This is a genomic window from Kitasatospora phosalacinea (genome assembly GCF_000716545.1).
Taxonomy (GTDB): Bacteria; Actinomycetota; Actinomycetes; order Streptomycetales; family Streptomycetaceae; genus Kitasatospora; species Kitasatospora phosalacinea.
The window spans coordinates 1-18982 of the sequence record NZ_JNWZ01000089.1; the positions used below are offsets into that span (position 1 = coordinate 1).

An 18982-nucleotide genomic window follows, 5' to 3' on the forward strand; every position below is an offset into this window, starting at 1 on the left:
AACCGGAGCTTCGATGCGTACGTGACGGGTCGACCCCCGCTTCTCACCCCGCTATGACCTGCGGACTCATGCGCTCACTGGGACTTTGCAACAGCCCTGCGGCCGAGGGACAGGAGCAGCTGCGTACCGAGGCGGCGAAGCTCCCGAAGGGCACCCGCGATCTTGTGGCGAAGTTCGAGGCCGGTATCGACCAGGCGGTACTCGATGATCTCCACTACGACTACCGGGTACGCCTCGTGCCCATGGTCGGCACGAAGACGGACGCTGACCTGGCCATCAACTTCGTTAACCTGGACGCCCTCAGCGAGGACGAGCGCATCACCATGCTGGAGGCGGGGCGCTCCGGCACCGTCATCATCCGGGAGAAGCACGTCGAGGTAGCCAACAAGGACATGCTGCGCGCGTCTCAGGTCGCCGCGCAGGTCGACGAGCAGGTGCCGTACGAGTTCAACCTTCATCGTGAGCACACGCAGATGTGGCAGCGGCTCGCTGTCCGCCCGGTCACCGGGACGCCCGACCCCTACGCCACCGATCCGCGCTACTGCGTATATGACGAGGCGTTCGGCGGCTATGTCTACACGCGCGCTTGGGTGAAACGCATCGTCAAGGAAGCCGGAACGGTGGAGAAGTACCGCAACTTCTTCGGTCGCGAGCCGCTTATGAAGAAGGTGACTGCCCTCCCCAGCCAGACCGGGCCGAGCAACGCCCCCGAGGCCCAACCTCAGAACCAGACAGTGTAGAAGGGCGTCACGCCACCACGCAACGTTGGGTCATGCCGAGCACAACCTGCCGCTGGTTGGCACTTCCGTCTTCTACGGCAAGCGCCAGTCCACGGGCTGCGCGCCTTGGCGGGCCAGCAGGTCGTTGGCACGACTGAACGGCCGTGACCCGAAGAAGCCGCAGTCCGCCGACATCGGGCTGGGGTGCGCCGACTCGATCGCGGGCACCTGGCCGAGCAGCGGGCGCAGGTTGCGGGCGTCGCGGCCCCAGAGGATCGCCACCAGCGGGCCGCCCCGGGCCACCAGGGCGCGGATCGCCTGCTCGGTAACCTCCTCCCAGCCCTTGCCACGGTGCGCCGCGGGCTTGCCGGGCGCGGTGGTCAGCGCGCGGTTGAGCACCAGCACACCCTGCCGGGTCCACGGCGTCAGGTCGCCGTTGCTGGGCGGCGGGCAGCCGAGATCCTGGCCCATCTCCCGGTAGATGTTGATCAGGCTGCCGGGGATCGGCCGGACCTCGAGGGCGACCGAGAAGCTCAGGTCTTTGGGTTGAGTGCACCATCAAGCGCCCGAACAGAACCGTGAGGGTAAGGCCCCGGTCATGGTGCTGAATCTGACCCACTGCCCCCTCCCGCTGCGCCCCCGACTGACCGGATCAAGGCCCTGGCCTCGTCCTGAAGGCGGCGGGTGATGGGCCGGTCGTCGAAGCCGTGGGTGGCAAGCTCGGCGGCGAGGCTATCGAAGTACCCTGAGGCCGCCAAGACATGGTCTTGGATATCCAGCGTGTCCCCTTCTTCGAGCCGTTCACGGGCCGTGCTGGCCGCCGTCAGGACGCGCCCGATCTGTGCGTACACCTCGTGCCGGGTGGGTTCCGGTAGGCCTGACCGCATCAACTGACGCAGCAATCGGTCACTGGCTCCCACTACTTCGTTCAGCAGTCGAAGGTCACGGTTGACCACCAAGCCGACATCGGCACCAGAGATGGCGGCCACGAGTCCGCTCTGGCCAACCGCGATGTTCCTCTCACGGTTGGGTAAGTAGGCGGGGAGCCCAACGGAGGCGAGGCTGTTGAGCGCAGGTCGGAAGCAGGGGTGAACGTGGAACTCGTCCTCGCCCGGTAGCGGTGGTGCGTGGGTACCTCCTGCGTACACGATGTCGTTGCCACGCCGCACTCCTAGGAAGCTGGCCCCGTACAGCACGTCAATCACCCCTTGCGTGGTCAGACTCTCGGTGTAGGCGGGGAAAGCCCGGTGTAGCGCCTCCCTGTGGGTTTCGAACCGGGCCGCCAGCGCGGGCCGCATGACCATGTATCCGGTGTTCTCAAACAGTGCGAACAGCGATCGGAGGAAGGGATGGTTGACCAGGTACTCCTTGGCGAGATCCTGGAGCTTCCAGCGAGAGAACTGCTCGGTCGCTCCCAGTACGTCGTCCTCGGTGATGGTTGGGCCACCTCGCTCTGCGGCCACGCTCTGGCAGGCGTTGAGGAACTGGATTACGTCCCGCGGTCGTGGCAGGGCGCGGCGAAACAGATACTCGGCAGTCGGCTCTCCCAGCACGGTCCTTGGGAAGAGCCATCCCCACAGCTGATCGCTGGTCAGGCCGGAACCGAGGGAAGCCTGGGCACGGCTCAGGGCGATGTCCTTGAGGCCGTCGTGCGTCCACGTAATCCGTATCTCGTCGCTGTGGAACTTGTCGCCGTCGCCGAAGTTCAGGGTGTCGTAAATGTCTGCCCGGATGAACAGGGCCGTCCGTACTGCTCCGCTGTAGTGGCTCGTCACGTGCTTGGCAGCCAAGAGCAGTCCGGTGACCAACGCATGGCTCTCCGGGTCGATGGTCCACACCTGCTCGAGCTGGTCAACGAGCACGAGTAGGGGCGGATGGCTGCCCGCGCAGTTCAGGTCCGCAAAGGCGGCAGCCACAGCATCTTCGAGGACTCCCAGTTGATGGCTCGCCTGGGCCCCTTCCGAGGCGCCGTTGACGCCGAAGGCGGCCTCGACACCGAACGCTTTGAGGGAGAGATTGGCCGATTGAAGGCCTCGCACCCCTCGGCGGAGCCTGTCATACAGACCGGACTCTCCGGACTCACCATTCTCGTTCAAGAATGAGCGCAGAGCACGGACCGAGGCGGGGAGACGGCGGCCATGTGCGATGCGAGCGTGGTTGGTCAGGTGACGCGCCGCATGGACCGCGAAGACGTACCTCCAGATCAAGGACTTGGCGGTGTCAGCGGTGACGCCCTGGAGCTCGAAGCGCCGGATCTCATCGCCGGCTGCGTCATCCGGAGTGATCAGGATCGATGCACCTTGGTGACCATCCGGGGTCGCCAGCTGGCGGCAGATGGCACTCTTACCCGAGCCCTTGCGACCGATGATCAAGGACCTTCGCCCGAGAAGTGCCTCCTTATAGGCATGGCTTGGCCGGAACACGACGCCTCGTAGCAAGCCATCTTTAAGATCGTTCTCGGCATCGTCGCGACCGAAGAACAACTGGCTTACCAGTCCGACTTCCTGACCCACGGGTCCCCCTGGGATTGCTCCACTGACGGCTGTTGCTCAGATTAGGTCCTCTCGATCCTCACTGTCCGGATAATGGGGGCTGAGACGACGACACGAAGTTGCGGCGCATGGACATCGGGGGAGATCGTGTATGAACCGGACATGCAAGGGGATGGCCTGCGTGACCAGGTGCAGAGCCTGAGTCAGGAGGTCGAAAGGCTACGCCTCGCCGAGGATCTCCACGGTGACGATCTTGAGGGCGCGATCAGCGATGCGCGAGCGGACATCGCCCGCTTGGAAGAGAGGCTGGCCGAGCTCTCGGGCGCCGTGCTACAGGCACAGGCAGTGCTTAGCGAAGTCAGTACGACGGCCGGCGCCACCCACGCTGTCCTCAACTCCTTCGTGGAGCGCTATGGCAGAGATCAGATTGTCGCGAACGCCCAGGCTGAGCTGTCCCGGCTCACGACGGAGTGGACAGCGAGGTTCGCTCATAGGCGGCAAGTTCGCGCTCTCGCCCGAGGGCTGGTGCACGGACTGACCGAAGACGCCGTAGCCCGAGGTCTCGTGGACAAGGGTACGATCGAGGCGTACAGCCAAGAGCAGCTGATCAAGGAACCGTCGTTCTGGCTTGCTCCGGCGGTTGTCGCGGTCGCCGCCGGATACAGTCACGATGCCAACCGTGCGGCCCGAGCTCGCAGTTATGCCCTCGCCCTTGACCAACCCAAAGCCACGCTCTTCTTTGCCTTAACTTGCTCGCGTCAGAAGCGGCAGAGCGAGGCGGCCCGCTGGATGGACCAGTACCTGGCGGGACTCGACCCCTCAGACCTCGGCCAGGAGTTTACGGTCGTCCTCGACGCAGTTGCCGGCGCCGAGCTGGGCTTTGAGGCATTCACCTACGCCCGTCAGGCGATGACCCGCTGGGACCGTGAGGCAAACGCTCGGCTCTCCGCACTCTCCCGCGAGGACAGCGCCAGGGCGCACCTGGCCCGCTGGCATCCCTGGATGCTCGAAAGAGGTGTGGGCGACTCGGGGCGGTTCGACACCTTGAGAGAACTGTGCGGAACTCAGTGGGCGGCAGTGCAACAGGGCTGGCATGCGGCGATGGTGGTGAAGGGGACTCTCGACTACCTGCGCAGCGAGTACTCCGCAAGTCCACCGACAGCTGAGGGAGGGCACCGCACGGACATCGCCCTTAATCATCTCATCGGCCAGTTCGATCCCGACGAGAACCAGATGTACGAGCAAATGGAGCAGCTCCGCGCAATCATCCACCACCGAGGGGACACGGAAGCAGCCACGGAGTTCTCCGACTCGGCGACGAACCACGAAGTCAACTTTCAGAGCATCCTCGAACGAGCCATATTCGAGCCCGAGTCGGTAAACCTCGGATACCCGGCACGGCTCCTGAGCATGCACAGCACTTGGTCGAGTCTACGCTCGGCAGTTGCTGCCATCTCCGAGACGTCCGAGGCTGTGTTCCCCGACCGCCTCACACTTTCGGTGGACAGCTGGACGTGCCAGTTACCGGCCGTTCCGGTCAGCCCTGGGGAGGGACAGCAACTGATCGCTGAACTTCAGGGGCACCTGGAATACCGGACCGACGCGGCCGTCAACTCTGTCAGGCCGTTGTGGCCGCGCATCCTCACACTCGCTGTCGCCGCCTTGGCTTTTGGTGGGCTGGCGCTCTTCCTCGGGGGGCTCGCGGCCGGTCTGGCTGCTGCTGCCGCTGCACTCCTGGTCGGAAGCGCCGCCTGGGGCGTGCTTCGAGTGCCGCTCCACCGACGTCAACTGCGCGAAGACGGTGTCCGCCGCCGGGCTGAGAGCACGGCTCAGCTGGCGGGAGCGCTCAGAGAACACTCTCAACTACTCCGGCAGTGGCGTGCCGGCCTCACTACGGCGACCCACTTGAAAACCTGGTCTCCCGCCACCGCAGACCGGCCCGAACCACGACCCGAGGAGTGAGCGTGGACGAGAACCTCATCGCGGGCCGGTATCGCCTCGAACACAGGCTGGGCAGTGGTGGCATGGGCGATGTCTGGCTCGCTCATGATAGTCAGCTCGACCGCCCTGTTGCGATTAAGTTCCTGGCCCTCGATCGGCTACGGCGACACCAAGGCGATCGAGAGAACCTGACCCAGCAGATAGTCGGTAAGTTCCTCAGGGAAGCGCGGGCGATGGCCCGGATTAGCAGTCGCTATGTGGTAACCGTGCACGACCAGGGTGAAGAGAACGACAGGTACCACCTCGTCATGGAACGTGTCGACGGAGGCCCGCTGTCCAAGTATATGGGCGAGGGAACCGCCCTGACATTGGAGCAGACTGTGCGCTGGGCCGCACAGGTGTGCGAAGGGCTTGCCGACGCACATGAGGTGGAAGTCGTCCACCGTGACATCAAGCCAGACAACATCATGATCACCGAGCGCGGTGATGTGAAGCTCGTGGACTTCGGTCTTGCCCGGCTCCTTGATACCACCGAAACCCACAGCGCCGGCCTCACCTGGATGTACGCCTCACCTGAGCGTTGCAAGGGCCAGCCAGGCGACCATCGAAGCGACTTGTATTCGCTCGGTTGCGTCCTGTACGAGATGCTGACTGGCCGCCCACCGTTCGGAGATCGCGAATCCGCACCGTACGTCATCGCCGATATGCATGTACACGCTATTCCTTCGGCGCCACAGGACGTTCGTCCCGGCATCCCGGAAGAGCTGAATGACCTGGCTCTGCACCTTCTTACGAAGGAGCCCAACAGCAGACCCCATGACGCGTCGACCGTTGCTCGACTCATCCAACAGGTCAAGTACGTCCCGGCGCCGACCAGCGGTGCGCTCACGTTGACCGGTGCACCCCACGTGAATCCTGACTACGTGGAGCGCATCCGTGAGCTGGAGCGTCACATCAGGATGCTCCAGATGACGCATGGCTACATGGCCCCCGTGGTTGTTGATGCGCGTATGCAGCTTGCCGAACTCACAGGCGAGTCCGGCGATCGACGCGGGGCAGTCGCCCTGTACGAAGACCTCGGCGGAGACTGCCGGGAAGACTTCGGGCCTTTTGACACCCGAGCCCTGGACGCATTCGAGGCCATGGCCCGCTGGATCGCCACCTCCGGCTAATTGAGCACCGCTCTCACAGGGCGATGCCATGGTCTGCTGCACCTGGCTACGCAACGCCGAACGCCCCGACTGCGATGCAGTCGGGGCGTTCGAGCTGCCGAGCTGGGCAGAGGCGGAAGATACGAAATTCGAACTCGTGAGGGGTTGCCCCCAACACGCTTTCCAAGAGCGTGGCGAAGAGTACCGACACCACGTCAGGTCTCAGCTCGATTCCTCCGGGCACGGGAGCCTGAAGCGTTACGGGAGACGCCAGTCCACCGGCTGCGCACCCTGCTTCGCTAGCAGCTCGTTCGCACGGCTGAACGGGCGGGAGCCGAAGAAGCCGCGATCCGCCGACATCGGGCTCGGGTGCGCTGACTCGATCGTCGGCACCTGGCCCAGCAGCGGGCGCAGGTTGCGGGCGTCGCGGCCCCACAGGATCGCCACCAGCGGGCCACCACGGGCCACCAGAGCGCGGATCGCCTGCTCGGTGACCTCCTCCCAGCCCTTGCCCCGGTGCGCCGCCGGCTTGCCCGGCGACGTCGTCAGCGCCCGGTTCAGCAGCAGCACACCCTGCCGGGTCCAGGGGGTGAGGTCGCCGTTGCTCGGAGGCGGGTAGCCCAGGTCCTGGCCCATCTCCCGGTAGATGTTGACCAGGCTCCCGGGAAGGTTGCGCACCTGCGGATTGACCGCGAAGCTCAAACCTATCGCCATCCCCGGGGTGGGGTACGGGTCCTGACCAACCAGCAGGACCCGCACCTCATCGAAGGGCTGCTGGAACGCCCGAAGAATGTTCGCCCCGGCAGGCAGGTACGTCCGCCCCGCGGCAACCTCCGCACGCAGGAAGTCACCCATCGCGGCAACCCGCCCCGCCACCGGCTCCAGGGCCTTCGCCCAACCCGGCTCCACCAACTCGCTCAACGGCTTCGCACTCACAGCGAACCCCCCACCAGCGCCAGGGCAGCCGCGCCCGCTACTCCTCGTCCTCCTGCTCGCCTATACGATCGAGCAGCTCCCGCAGTACATTCGTGGGCACCACGGGCGCGCACTCGACCCACTGCTCCACCCACTCCGCAACCGTCATCATGAGGGCCCTCCAGGCGCTCCGAAACCAGTGATCTCGGAACTCCCGCGTGGCCGGGGGTGGGGTACGGGTCCTGACCGACGATCAGCACCCGGACGTCCGCGAACGGCTGCTGGAAGGCGCGCAGGACCTGCGGGCCGGGCGGCAGGTAGGACCGGCCCGCGGCGATCTCGGCGCGCAGGAAGTCGCCCATCGCGGCGACCTGTCCGGCGACCGGCGCCAGGGCCTGCGCCCAGCCGGGTTCCACTACTTCGTGCAAGGGTCTAGCAGCCATGACGGAAGCCTATCGGCCGCGCCGACAACCGGAGTTCACGAGGCCCTCAGGGCTGGGCGCCGCAGGGCCGGAACGGCACGCCGAGCGCGGCGGCGGCCTGCCGGCCGAGCCACTCGGCGGCGGCCTCGACGGCCGGGCGGCCGTCGGCGGGTTCGCCGGGGCGCAGGTAGCGGGCGGCGGTGCCGGCGTCCACGACGGCCAGCACCCGGCTGCCGTCCGCGCTCTCCAGCAGCAGCTCGACGCCCGCCCCGGCCCGGGCCGCCCCGACGGCGAGGACCGGCCCGTCCACCCCGGCGACCCGCCCGGTGAGCGCCTCGGCGCCGGCCGGTGGACCGGGCGGGGCGGCCACCACCCGCCGGTGGCGCCCGTCGAGGACCTCCCGCCCCAGCGGGATGCCGACGCCGCCGTCCGCCGCCCGCAGCAGCGCGAGCGCCCGGACGTACCGCCCCCGGCGCAGCTCCGCGTCGACGTGCTCGCGCACCTCGGCGGGCAGCGCCTCCCAGCGGGCGACCGCCTCGGCGTCCGCCGGCCCGTCGCTCACACCACCCGGCCGTTCAGCACCACGTGCCCGGGCGCGGCGAGCACCCGCAGGTCGGTGCGCGGATCGGTCTCGTAGAGGACGAGGTCGGCGGGGGCGCCCTCGGTGAGGCCGGGGCGGCCGAGCCACGCGCGGGCGGACCAGGTGGTGGCGGCGAGGGCTTCGAGGGGGGTGAGTCCGGCCTTGGTGAGTTCCGCCGCCTCCTCGGCGACCAGGCCGTGGGCGAGCGAGCCGCCCGCGTCGGTGCCGACGTAGATCGGGATGCCGGCGTCGTGCGCGGCGCCCACCGTCTCGTAGCGGCGGGCGTGCAGCCGGCGCATGTGGGCGGACCAGGCGGGGAACCTGGCCTCGCCGCCGTCGGCGAGCGCGGGGAAGGTGGCGATGTTGACCAGGGTGGGGACGATGGCGACGCCGCGTTCGGCGAAGGCGGGGATCAGGTCCTCGGTGAGGCCGGTGGCGTGTTCGACGCAGTCGATGCCGGCGGCGAGCAGGTCGGGCAGCGAGTCGGTGGCGAAGCAGTGCGCGGTGACCCGGGCGCCCTCGGCGTGGGCGGCGGCGATCGCCTCGGCGAGGGCGTCGCCGGGCCAGCAGGCGGCGAGGTCGCCGACACCGCGGTCGATCCAGTCGCCGACGAGTTTGATCCAGCCGTCGCCGCGCCGGGCCTCGGCGGCGGCGTACGCGGCGAGGTCGCCGGGTTCGATCTCGTGGGCGTAGTTGCGGATGTAGCGGCGGGTGCGGGCGATGTGCCGGCCGGCCCGGATGATCTTCGGGAGGTCGTCGCGGTCGTCGATCCAGCGGGTGTCGGCGGCGGAGCCGGCGTCGCGGATCAGCAGGGTGCCGGCGTCCCGGTCGGTGCGGGCCTGCTTCTCGCTGGTGTCGCGATCGACGGCGCCGTGCGCGTCCAGGCCGACGTGGCAGTGGGCGTCGACCAGGCCGGGCAGGGCCCAGCCGGTGAGCGTGGCGGACGGTTCGGCGGCGGGGCGTTCGAAGGTCACCCGCCCCTCCACGGCCCAGAGTTCGTCCCGGACGTCGTCGGGGCCGACCAGCACCCGTCCCTTGATGTGCAACACCCCGCGCTCCGTCATGCCTGGCACTGTACTCGGCGTCGCGCGCGGGCCGCCGGGCGATCTGCGGCAGACTGTTCGACGGCGTCCCTCCGCCCCGCCGGCCCGTCCCGGCGGCCCTCCGCCGCACCGAAAGGCCCGCCCGCATGCTGCTCGACCTCCCCCCGATGACCGCCGACCGGTTCGCCGCGATCGAGGACGGGGTGGCGGCGCTGCTGCGCACCCGCAACGACGTGATCGTCACCCAGGGCGAGGCGCTGCTGCCGCTGGAGGCGGCGATCAAGGGCGCGGCGCACCCGGGTTCGACCGCGCTGAACGTGATCACCGGCCCGTACGGGCAGACCTTCGGCGGCTGGCTGCGCGCCGCCGGCGCGAAGGTGGTCGACCTCGCGGTGCCGTACGACGCGGCGGTGAGCGCCCGGCAGGTCGCCGCGGCGCTGGACGAGCACCCGGAGGTCGACTTCGTCTCGCTGGTGCACGCCGAGGCGGCGACCGGCAACACCAACCCGGTCGCGGAGATCGCCGAGGTGGTGCGGCGGCACGGCGCGCTGCTGATGCTGGACGCGGTGGCCTCGGTGGCCGCCGAGCCGCTGCTCACCGACGAGTGGGGCGTCGACCTGTGCGTGATCGGCGGGCAGAAGGCGATGGGCGGCCCGGCGGGCGTCTCGGCGGTGTCGGTGAGCGAGCGGGCCTGGCAGCGGATCGTCGCGAACCCTGCCGCCCCGCGCCGCTCCTACCTCTCCCTGCTGGACTGGAAGGAGCGCTGGACGGACGCCGGCCGCACCCAGCTGCCGCACGCCCCCGCCCAGTTGGAGATGCTCGCCCTCGAGGAGTGCCTGGCCGCGATCGAGGCCGAGACGCTGGACGCGGTGATCGCCCGCCACCGCGCCGCGGCCGCCGCCACCCGCGCGGGCGCCCTCGCCCTGGGCACCCTCGCCCCGTACGTCCTGCGCGCCGAGGACGCCGCCCCGGTCGCCACCACCCTGCGCACCCCCCTGGGCACGAACGCCGCCGAACTGGCCGCCGAAGTCCGCCGCCACGCCCCGCAGTTGCCGATCCAGGCGGGCGGCTCCCTCGCCGCCACCATGCTCCGCCTCAACCACTACGGCCCGGCGGCCAACCCGGAGACCGTGATCGCCGCCCTGGAACTCCTCGCCCAGGCCACCGGCGCCCCGGCCGCGGCGGCGGTCGCGGCGGCCACCGAGGCGTGGGAGCAGGCGATCTGACGGCCCGCCGGTAGCCTCGATCCGGGCGACCGGCGGCTTCCCGCGCGGCACATCGAGCGCCTCCAGCACCTCCAGCGCCTCCTCGCCGAGCGCCGACGCAGACCGCAGACCGCCTGCGTCGGCGCGGGCGCGGGCGCGGGCGCCGGGCACGGACAGCGTTCGGCCGCCGGTGGCCGTGCGTTCACCGGGCGGGCGGGCGGTGTACGCCCGAACGGTCTTGGCTGAGCAGCCCCGCGAAGTTGGCTGTACAACTGGAGGCTGCCCGATGTCCGTGCCCGACCCGTACTGGCTGCGCGACAACTGCCCGTGCCCCGAGTGCCGCGACCCGCGCGGCGGGCAGAAGCTGTTCCGGATCGGCGACCTGCCGGACGGCCTGGCCGCCGTCGAGGCGGTCGAGGACGCCGCCGGGCTGACGGTGCGCTGGTCCGACGGCCACCGCTCGCGCTACCCGGCCGGCTGGGACGCGCCCGCCGCGGACGGCGACGACCGCACCGAGCACGCCGAGCGGCTGTGGGCCGCCGCCGACTTCGCCCGCGGCCTGCCCGAGGCCGACTGGGGCGCGTACCTGGCCGACCCGGAGGAGCGGGCCTCGGTGCTGGCGGCCGTCCGCCGCTCGGGGTTCGCGCTGCTGCGCGGCGTCCCGGCCGAAGAACGCCAGGTGCTGCGGGTGGCGCGGAGCTTCGGGTACGTCCGGGAGACCAATTACGGCGAGCTGTTCGACGTCCGGGTGGAGCCCGACCCGGCGAACCTGGCGTTCACCGGCCGCGCCATCGCCCCGCACACCGACAACCCGTACCGCGACCCGGTGCCCACCCTGCAACTGCTGCACTGCCTGCGCAACGACTGCGCGGGCGGCGACTCCGGGCTGGTCGACGGCTTCCGGGCCGCCGCGCTGCTGCGCGCGGAGGACCCGGCCGCCTTCGCGCTGCTGGCCCGGACGCCGGTGCCGTTCCGCTACCGCGACCGGGGCACCGAGCTCTCCGCCGAGAAGCCGCTGATCGGGCTGGACCCGCGCGGCGCGATCCGTGAGGTCCGGTTCAACGACCGCTCCACCGACACCGCCGCGCTGCGTGCCCTGGGCCCCGCCGGGCTGGGCGCCTTCTACGCCGCCTACCGCCGCTTCGCCGCGATCACCCTGCGCCCGGAGCTGCGGCTGGACTTCCGGCTCGCCCCCGGCGACTGCCTGCTCTTCGACAACACCCGCCTGCTGCACGCCCGCACCGCCTTCGAACCCGGCACCGGCCACCGCCACCTGCAGGGCTGCTACGCCGACCTCGACTCGCTCTCCTCCACCCTGGCCGTGCTGCGCCGCCGCGCCGCCGTCCTGGACGAGCTGGAGGCGCTGTTCGAGGGCGAGGGCGCCGGCGAGTACCTGGGCGAGGCGGTCACCATGGCCGCCCACATGCTGCAGGCCGCCGCGTTGGCCCGCGCCGCGGGCGCCCCGCCCGCCCTGGTGGCCGCCGCGCTGCTGCACGACGTCGGCCACTTCCGGGGCAGCGGGCTGGAGTCGACGGCGGGCACCGACAACCGCCACGGCGCCACCGCCGCCGCCCGGCTCGCCCCGCACTTCCCGCCCGCCGTCACCGAACCGGTGCGCCTGCACGTCGACGCCAAGCGCTACCTGTGCGCCACCGAGCCCGGCTACTTCGACCGGCTCTCCCCCGCCTCCGTCCGCACCCTGGCCCTCCAGGGCGGCCCGATGTCCCCGGCCGAGGCCGCCGCCTTCGCCGCCCACCCGTACGGCGCCGACGCCGTCACCGTCCGCCGCTGGGACGAGGCCGCCAAGGACCCGGCCGCCCAGACCCCGGCGTTCGCCGCGTTCCGGCCGCTGCTGCTGGAGTCGATGCGCCGGTAGTCAGGGCAGCGCCACCGTCAGGTCGATCTCGACCAGCTGCCCGGTGTAGCCGAGCGCCGCGACCCCGAGCAGGGTGGACGCGGTGCGGAAGGCGGGGGCGAGCGGGGAGGCGGTCAGGTGGTCCCAGGCCCCGGCGAGGACCTCGCTGCGGTCGCTCACCACGTAGATCACCGACCGCACCACCCGCTCCGGCCCGACCCCGATCGCGGCCAGCGCCGTCATCGCGTTGGCCACCACCTGGTCGATCTGGGCGTCCAGGTCTCCCGCGCCGACCAGCTTCTCCTCCGCGTCCAGCGGGCACTGCCCGGCCAGGTGCGCGGTGCGCCCGGCCTCCACCACCGTGATGTGCGCGTACCCGGCGGTGGGGTGGAGCCCGGCGGGGTCGATGCGTGCGATGTCGCTCATCCGGCGATTGTCACCGCGAACGGCCCCGGCGGCATCCGGTTTTCTCAGTCCTCGTCCCGGGCGTGCCGCGAAAGGGCCGAGGAGGCCAGCGAGTTGTGGATGGAGAAGGCGACGGTGCCGGGCAGGTAGCGGTCCTGGGACCACTCCACGGGGGTGCCGGTGGGGTCGGTGGTGCGGCGCTTCTCGCGCAGCAGGGGGCTGCCGCGGCGGCAGGAGAGCAGGCGGGCGTCGTCGGCGTTGGCGGCGACCACGTCGATGGTGTGGTCGGCGTCGCTGAACAGGATGCCGTGCTCGCGCAGGGGTTCGGTGTGCGAGACCACGTCGGCCGGCAGCCGGGCGACCAACTCGCCGACCCGAGGCGGGTAGACGGTGCGCTCGACCATCACGGGGGTGCCGGAGAGGGTGCGCAGCCGCAGCGTGACGTAGACCTCGGTGCCGGGTTCCAGCCGCAGTTGCTCGCGTTCGGCGGCGTCGGCGGGGCGGCGGACCAGCGATTCGAGCCGGCCGCCGGGCTCCTCGCCCATGGAGCGGGCCCAGTGGGTGAAGGAGAGCAGTTCGGAGAAGGACTGGACGCGGGCGCTGCCGAGGACGACCCGGCGGGTGCCGCGGCGGGAGGTGACCAGCCCGTCGGCGCGCAGCAGGGCGAGGGCCTGGCGGACGGTGCCGCGGGAGACGCCGTACTGCTCGGCGAGGGCGCCCTCCGCCGGCAGCCGTCCGGCCTCGCCGAACGAGCCGGAGGTGATCGCTTCGCGCAGGTCGGCGGCCACCTTGCGGTAGAGCGAGCCGGCCGCGCGGTCCTGGTCGAGTGCCACGTGCGTCGAGTTCCCTTGGCTGGTAAGGAGATTGGGCCGTGTCCTGCGCGTGACCGCGCGTACACCACTGACTGTAGCCCTTGCCCGCGGGGCCTCCGGACCGGGGCGTGACCGTTCCCGCAGCCGACCCCCGCCCTGGGCCGTCCGTTCACCTTCCCGTCACCGCTCTCGGGCGTACTTGCCCATGGCGCCGGAAGTTGGCTGGCCAACTCGGCCGGACAACCGACCGCGCCGCACTCCGAGCACCCGCGCGACACCCCTCATGACCTCTGCCGCTCCACTTCTTCCAGGAGACCCTCCCGTGACCGTGCACCGCCACCGCGCCGCCGCCCTCGCGGCCGCGCTGACCGCTGCCGCGCTCTCCCTCTCCGCCTGCGGCTCCGCCGGCTCGTCCGCCAAGTCCGGTGAGGCCGCCAAGGCCGGCGGCGGCACGGTGAACGCGAGGACCGCGACCTCTCTGGCCGACTTCGGCGGCCTGGACGGCCTGGTGGCCGCCGCGAAGAAGGAGGGCAAGCTGCACGTCATCACCCTCCCGCGCGACTGGGCCAACTACGGCAAGCTGATGGACGACTTCAAGGCGAAGTACGGCATCGAGATCGAGGACGAGAACCCGGACGGCTCCAGCCAGGACGAGATCAACGCGATCAAGTCCCGCAAGGGCCAGGACCGCGCCCCCGACACCGTCGACCTGGGTTCGGCGTTCGCGCTGTCCGCCGCCAAGGAGGGCCTGCTCGCCCCCTACAAGGTGGCCTCCTTCGACAAGATCCCGGCCACCATGAAGGACCCGGCCGGCCTGCGGGTCAACGACTACGGCGGCTACGTGTCGATCGGCTGCGACGCCAAGAGGGTCGCGGTCTGCCCGAAGACCTTCGCCGACCTGCTCAAGCCCGAGTACAAGGGCCAGGTCGCGCTGAACGGCAACCCGACCAAGTCCGGTTCGGCGTTCGGCGGCGTGTACGCGGCCGCGCTGGCCAACGGCGGCTCGCTGGACGACATCCAGCCCGGCATCGACTTCTTCGCCAAGCTGAAGCAGGCGGGCAACTTCAACCCGGTCGAGTCGACCCCGGCCACCATCGAGAAGGGCGAGACCCCGATCTCGATCGACTGGTCGTACCTGAACGCGGGCTACACCGACGAGTTCAAGGGCAAGGGCATCGACTGGCAGGTGTCCGTCCCCTCCGACGGCTCCTACGCCCAGTACTACAACCAGGCCGTCAACAAGGACGCCCCGCACCCGGCGGCCGCCCGCCTGTGGATGGAGTACCTGTACTCGGCCGAGGGCCAGAACGGCTTCCTGGGCGGCTACGCCACCCCGGCGCTGTTCGACGCGATGAAGGCGGACGGCACCCTGGACGCCGCCGCCGCGGCCAAGCTGCCGACCGTCGAGAAGCCGTTCACCACCTTCCCGACCCCGGAGCAGGTCGACGCGGCCAAGAAGGTGCTGACCGACAACTGGGCCAAGGCCATCGCGGGCTGATCACCGACATGACCACGGCTCCCACCCCGGTGCCGGCCCCGGCCGCCGCTGACCCCAGCGGCGGCCCGGGCGCCCCCGGCACCGCCACCGCACCCCCCGCCGCCCGACCCACCGCCCGACCCACCAGGCGCCGCCCGCGCGGCGGCGCCTGGCTGGCCACCGTGCCGCTGCTGGCCTTCTTCCTGGTCGGCTTCGGCCTGCCCGCCGTCGCCATCGTCACCGGGGCGTTCACCGTCTCCAGCGACGCCGAGAGCGGCGCCGGCTCGTTCACCACCGCCAACCTGACCGACTCGGTGCAGGGCGCGTACTGGACGGCGCTGGTCTCCAGCGTGAAGCTGTCCGCACTGACCGCGCTGATCGGCACCGTGCTCGGCGTCCCGATCGCCCAGGCCGTGCTGACCTCCCGGTTCCGGCTGCTGCGCGAGGCGGTGCTGACCGCCTCCGGCGTGCTCGCCAACTTCGGCGGCCTGCCGCTGGCGTTCGCCTTCGTCGCCACCCTCGGCAACGCGGGCGAGCTGACCAAGGCGTTCCACCTGACCGACCACGGCTGGTCGCTGTACAGCTTCACCGGCCTGGCCGTCACCTACCTGTACTTCCTGGTGCCGCTGATGGTGCTCACCATCACCCCCGCCCTGGAGGGCCTGCGCCTGCAGTGGCGCGAGGCCGCCCGCAACAACCGGGCCACCACGCCGCAGTACTGGCGGCACGTCGCGCTGCCGATCCTGTTCCCCTCGCTGCTCGGCGGCTTCGTGCTGCTGTTCGGCTCGGCGTTCGCCGCGTACGCCACCGCCGCCGCGATGGTCGGCGCGACCGTCCCGCTGATCAGCCGCCAGATCGCCGACGCGCTCTCCGGCAACGTGCTGGTCGGCCAGGGCAACCTGGCGCTGGCGCTCAGCCTCGACATGATCATCGTCGCCGTCCTGGTGATGGCCGTCTACCTGCCCCTCCAGCGCCGGAGCGCCCGATGGCTCAGCTGAACCCCCGTCCCCGGCTCTGGCGCTGGGCGGTCCTGCTGCCGGCCGGCCTGTACTTCCTGGTCCCGATGGCCGCCTCGGTCTGGTTCTCGATCGACGACGCCGACGGCATCTCCTTCGACGCCTACACCGGCCTGCTCTCCGCGCCCGGCTTCACCGACAGCCTGGTGCTGACCCTGGAACTCGCCGCCGTCACCGTCGTGGTGCTGCTGCTCCTGCTGGTGCCCGCGATGATCGCGGTCCGGATCGGCGCGCCCAAGCTCCGCCCGGTGCTCGAAGTGGTCTGCACCCTGCCGCTGGTGGTGCCGCCGGTCGCGCTGACCGCCGGCCTGATCGGCGTGCTGCGCTGGGGCCCCGACCACCTGATGGACACCCCCTTCTTCCAGACCTTCGTCTTCGTCCAGCAACCGGAGTTCCCGCTCGTCCTGGTCATCGCCTACGTCCTGATGGCGCTCCCGCTCGCCCACCGCGCCCTGGACTCCGGGCTGCGCGCCGTGGACGTGCGGACCCTGGTCGAGGCCGCCCGCAACTGCGGCGCGAGCTGGCCGCGGGCCGTCGTCTCGGCGATCGTGCCGAACCTGCGCGGCGCGCTGCTGAACGCCGCCTTCCTCACCCTGGCCCTGGTGCTGGGCGAGTTCACCACCGCCTCGATCCTCGGCTACCAGCCCTTCGCGGTGTGGATCTACTCGGTCGGCAACAGCCGGGGCCAGATGTCCGTCGCGGTGTCCGTGCTCAGCCTGCTGATCACCTGGGTGCTGCTGCTCCTGCTGGCCGCCGCCGGCCGCGAGCGCCGCCACCAGACCGCCGCCACCTCCTGACACGCCCCCGGAGACCGCCACCCATGAGCACCGCCACCGCCCCCCTCGCCGAGGACGCCGCCACCGGCAGCGCCACCGTCGAATTCCGTTCGCTGCGAAGGACGTTCGGTACCACCACCGCCCTGGACGGCCTCGACCTGGCCGTCCGCCCCGGCGAACTGCTCGCCCTGCTCGGCCCGTCCGGCTGCGGCAAGACCACCGCGCTGCGGATCCTCGCCGGCTTCGAGACCCACGACTCCGGCGAGGTGCTGGTCGACGGCGAGGACATCACCCGCATCCCCGCGCACCGGCGCGACGCCGGCATGGTGTTCCAGTCGTACAGCCTCTTCCCGCACCTCACCGCCGCCGACAACGTCGCCTTCGGCCTGCGGATGCGCGGCGTCGGCAAGTCCGAACGGCTGCGCCGCGCCCAGGAGTTGCTGGAGCTCGTCGGCCTGCCGCAGCGCGCCGCGCACTACCCGCACCAGATGTCCGGCGGCCAGCAGCAGCGCATCGCGCTGGCCCGCGCGCTCGCCCTCCAGCCGCGCGTCCTGCTGCTGGACGAGCCGCTGTCCGCCCTCGACGCGAAGGTCCGCCTCGCGCTGCGCGAGGAGATCCGCCGCCTCCAGCAGGAGTTGGGCATCACCACCCTGTTCGTCACCCACGACCAGGAGGAGGCACTCTCGATGGCCGACCGGGTCGCCGTCCTGCGCGCCGGCCGCCTCGAACAGTGCGCCGCCCCTTCGGAGTTGTACTCCCGGCCGGCCACCGCGTTCGTCGCCGAGTTCGTCGGCACCATGAGCCGCGTGCCGTGCTCGCGCACCGCCGGCGGCGGGGTCGAGGTGCTCGGCCGCCGCCACCCCGTGGACGGCGCCCTGCCCGCCGACGGCGACCTGCACGTCCTGGTGCGCCCCGAGCACGTCGCCCTCACCCCCGCCGGGGACGGCCCCGCGCTGGTCGTCGCCGCCTCCTTCCTCGGCGCCGTCACCCGCCTCACCGTCCGCCTCCCCGACGGCACCGAGGTCAAGTCGGACCTCCCCACCGAGACCGCCGCCACCCTCCCGCCGGGCTCCCGCGCCGCCCTCGCCCTCCCCGACCGCCCCGTCCTGGTCGACCGGGCCTGAGGAACCAGGGGCCCTCCCGGGCCCCTGACCACGCGTCTTCCCACGTAAGAGGTACCGCCATGCCCGCACCCCGTCCCGCCGCCGTCCTCTTCGACATGGACGGCACCCTGGTCGACACCGAGCACCTGTGGTGGCAGGCCGCGGCCGAACTCGCCGCCGAGCTGGACCTGACGCTCACCGACGCCGACCTCCCGGACGTCCTCGGCCGGGCCGTCGAGCACACCGCCGCCCACCTGCACCGCAGCAGCCGCACCTCGCGTCCGGAGGCCGACCTGGTGGAGCGCCTGAACGCGACCTTCGCCGCGAAGGTCGCGTCCCGGATCGTCCCCCGCCCGGGCGCCCTCGCGCTGCTGGCCGCACTGCGCACCGCCGACGTCCCGACCGCCCTGGTCTCGGCGTCCCCGCGCCGGGTGGTCGACCTCGTCCTGGCCGCCCTCTCCCCGCACCGGTTCACCACCACGCTGGCCGCCGAGGACACCGCCCGCACCAAGCCCGCACCGGACCCGTACCTGGCCGCCGCCGCCCGCCTGGGCCTGGCGCCCACCCGCTGCGTGGCCGTCGAGGACACCCCGACCGGCGTGGCCTCCGCCCGCGCCGCGGGCTGCCGGGTGCTGGCGGTGCCGTCCGCCGTCCCGATCCCGGCCGCCGCGGGCACCACCGTGCTGGACAGCCTGGAACGCGCGGACCTCCCGTTCCTCGCCTCGCTCACCGCCGCCCCCTGATGCCGTACCTGCTGCTCGCCCTGGCGATCGCCGGTGAGGTCTGCGCGACCAGCCTGCTCAAGCTCACCGACGGCTTCTCCCGGCTGTGGCCGAGCCTGGCCGTCGCGGTCGGCTACGTGCTGTCCTTCACCCTGCTCGGCCGCGCCCTCAGGCACATCCCGGTCTCCGTCGCGTACGCGGTCTGGTCGGGCGCGGGCACGGCCGCCGTCGCGGCGATCGGCGCGGGCTTCTTCGGCGAGTCGCTGGGCCGCCTCCAGTGGTGCGGCATCGCGCTGGTGATCGCCGGCGTGGTGCTGCTCAACCTGCGCTCCACCCGCTGACCCCGGC

17 protein-coding genes and 2 pseudogenes are annotated in these 18982 nt (G+C 71.1%); 11 read left to right on the forward strand and 8 right to left on the reverse strand.

What is annotated here, in order from left to right; all coding sequences use genetic code 11:
• Positions 1-740: hypothetical protein (locus tag OO48_RS31055; RefSeq protein WP_209439571.1), on the forward strand; the 740-nt coding region annotated here is incomplete at its 5' end.
• A gap of 72 nt (positions 741-812) precedes the next feature.
• On the opposite strand, the pseudogene OO48_RS31060 reads toward OO48_RS31055, so the two are convergent.
• Together OO48_RS31060 and OO48_RS31065 are read right to left on the reverse strand one after the other, a co-directional pair.
• A pseudogene (locus OO48_RS31060) lies at positions 813-1256 on the reverse strand (uracil-DNA glycosylase); the annotation flags it as partial.
• A 59-nt stretch (positions 1257-1315) separates the two neighbouring features.
• The gene (locus tag OO48_RS31065) at positions 1316-3232 is read right to left on the reverse strand and encodes a P-loop ATPase, Sll1717 family (protein ID WP_033222379.1); all 1917 of its coding nucleotides are present in this window, start codon (positions 3230-3232) and stop codon (positions 1316-1318) included.
• A 126-nt stretch (positions 3233-3358) separates the two neighbouring features.
• Here OO48_RS31065 and OO48_RS31070 point away from each other — a divergent pair, with 126 nt between their 5' ends.
• Together OO48_RS31070 and OO48_RS31075 are read left to right on the forward strand one after the other, a co-directional pair.
• Positions 3359-5173, forward strand: coding sequence for a hypothetical protein (locus OO48_RS31070; protein WP_157845588.1), 1815 nt, complete (start codon positions 3359-3361; stop codon positions 5171-5173).
• A gap of 2 nt (positions 5174-5175) precedes the next feature.
• Entirely contained in the window at positions 5176-6324 is a 1149-nt protein-coding gene (locus OO48_RS31075; protein ID WP_051733206.1) for a serine/threonine-protein kinase, read from the forward strand.
• Positions 6325-6561: 237 nt separating this feature from the next.
• Here the strand turns inward: OO48_RS31075 and OO48_RS31080 are convergent, their stop codons facing one another.
• The 4 genes and pseudogenes from OO48_RS31080 to OO48_RS31090 form a co-directional block, all read right to left on the reverse strand.
• Entirely contained in the window at positions 6562-7239 is a 678-nt protein-coding gene (locus OO48_RS31080) for a uracil-DNA glycosylase (protein WP_033222382.1), read from the reverse strand.
• Positions 7240-7433: 194 nt separating this feature from the next.
• Positions 7434-7661 (reverse strand): annotated as a pseudogene (locus OO48_RS36885) (uracil-DNA glycosylase); the annotation flags it as partial.
• Between the two features lie 46 nt (positions 7662-7707).
• A complete protein-coding gene (locus OO48_RS31085; protein ID WP_033222384.1) occupies positions 7708-8202 on the reverse strand; it encodes a hypothetical protein in 495 nt (164 codons plus the stop codon).
• On the reverse strand, positions 8199-9284 hold the full coding sequence (locus OO48_RS31090) for an amidohydrolase family protein (RefSeq protein ID WP_033222385.1): 1086 nt from the start codon (positions 9282-9284) through the stop codon (positions 8199-8201). Before OO48_RS31090 ends, OO48_RS31085 begins: the two co-directional genes overlap by 4 nt.
• A gap of 125 nt (positions 9285-9409) precedes the next feature.
• On the opposite strand from OO48_RS31090, the gene OO48_RS31095 reads away from it, so the two are divergent.
• Entirely contained in the window at positions 9410-10489 is a 1080-nt protein-coding gene (locus OO48_RS31095) for a pyridoxal-phosphate-dependent aminotransferase family protein (RefSeq protein WP_033222386.1), read from the forward strand.
• A gap of 265 nt (positions 10490-10754) precedes the next feature.
• Positions 10755-12344 carry a 2-trimethylaminoethylphosphonate dioxygenase gene (gene tmpA / locus OO48_RS31100; protein ID WP_033222388.1) on the forward strand — a complete coding sequence of 530 codons (1590 nt, stop codon included), beginning with the start codon at positions 10755-10757 and terminating at the stop codon, positions 12342-12344.
• On the opposite strand, the gene OO48_RS31105 is transcribed toward tmpA, so the two are convergent.
• Together OO48_RS31105 and OO48_RS31110 are read right to left on the reverse strand one after the other, a co-directional pair.
• A complete protein-coding gene (locus tag OO48_RS31105; RefSeq protein ID WP_033222390.1) occupies positions 12345-12749 on the reverse strand; it encodes a RidA family protein in 405 nt (134 codons plus the stop codon). It abuts the gene before it with no gap.
• 44 nt (positions 12750-12793) lie between these two features.
• On the reverse strand, positions 12794-13561 hold the full coding sequence (locus tag OO48_RS31110; RefSeq protein WP_033222392.1) for a GntR family transcriptional regulator: 768 nt from the start codon (positions 13559-13561) through the stop codon (positions 12794-12796).
• 301 nt (positions 13562-13862) lie between these two features.
• On the opposite strand from OO48_RS31110, the gene OO48_RS31115 reads away from it, so the two are divergent.
• Genes OO48_RS31115 through OO48_RS31140 form a run of 6 tightly spaced genes read left to right on the forward strand, consistent with a single transcriptional unit; the run spans position 13863 to position 18975 of the window.
• Positions 13863-15038 (forward strand): ABC transporter substrate-binding protein, encoded by a 1176-nt coding sequence (locus OO48_RS31115; RefSeq protein WP_033222394.1) that lies wholly within the window; start codon positions 13863-13865, stop codon positions 15036-15038.
• Positions 15039-15046: 8 nt separating this feature from the next.
• The gene (locus OO48_RS31120; RefSeq protein ID WP_033222396.1) at positions 15047-16015 is read left to right on the forward strand and encodes an ABC transporter permease; all 969 of its coding nucleotides are present in this window, start codon (positions 15047-15049) and stop codon (positions 16013-16015) included.
• Positions 16003-16830 (forward strand): ABC transporter permease, encoded by an 828-nt coding sequence (locus OO48_RS31125; RefSeq protein ID WP_033222398.1) that lies wholly within the window; start codon positions 16003-16005, stop codon positions 16828-16830. Before OO48_RS31120 ends, OO48_RS31125 begins: the two co-directional genes overlap by 13 nt.
• Before the next feature lie 23 nt (positions 16831-16853).
• Complete coding sequence (locus OO48_RS31130; protein ID WP_033222399.1) at positions 16854-17933, forward strand: ABC transporter ATP-binding protein; 1080 nt, start codon at positions 16854-16856, stop codon at positions 17931-17933.
• A gap of 59 nt (positions 17934-17992) precedes the next feature.
• Positions 17993-18655: an HAD family hydrolase gene (locus OO48_RS31135; RefSeq protein WP_033222400.1), complete on the forward strand. Its 663-nt coding sequence runs from the start codon at positions 17993-17995 to the stop codon at positions 18653-18655.
• The gene (locus tag OO48_RS31140) at positions 18655-18975 is read left to right on the forward strand and encodes a DMT family transporter (protein WP_033222402.1); all 321 of its coding nucleotides are present in this window, start codon (positions 18655-18657) and stop codon (positions 18973-18975) included. The genes OO48_RS31135 and OO48_RS31140 overlap by 1 nt, the downstream gene beginning before the upstream one ends.
• Positions 18976-18982: the final 7 nt, after the last annotated feature.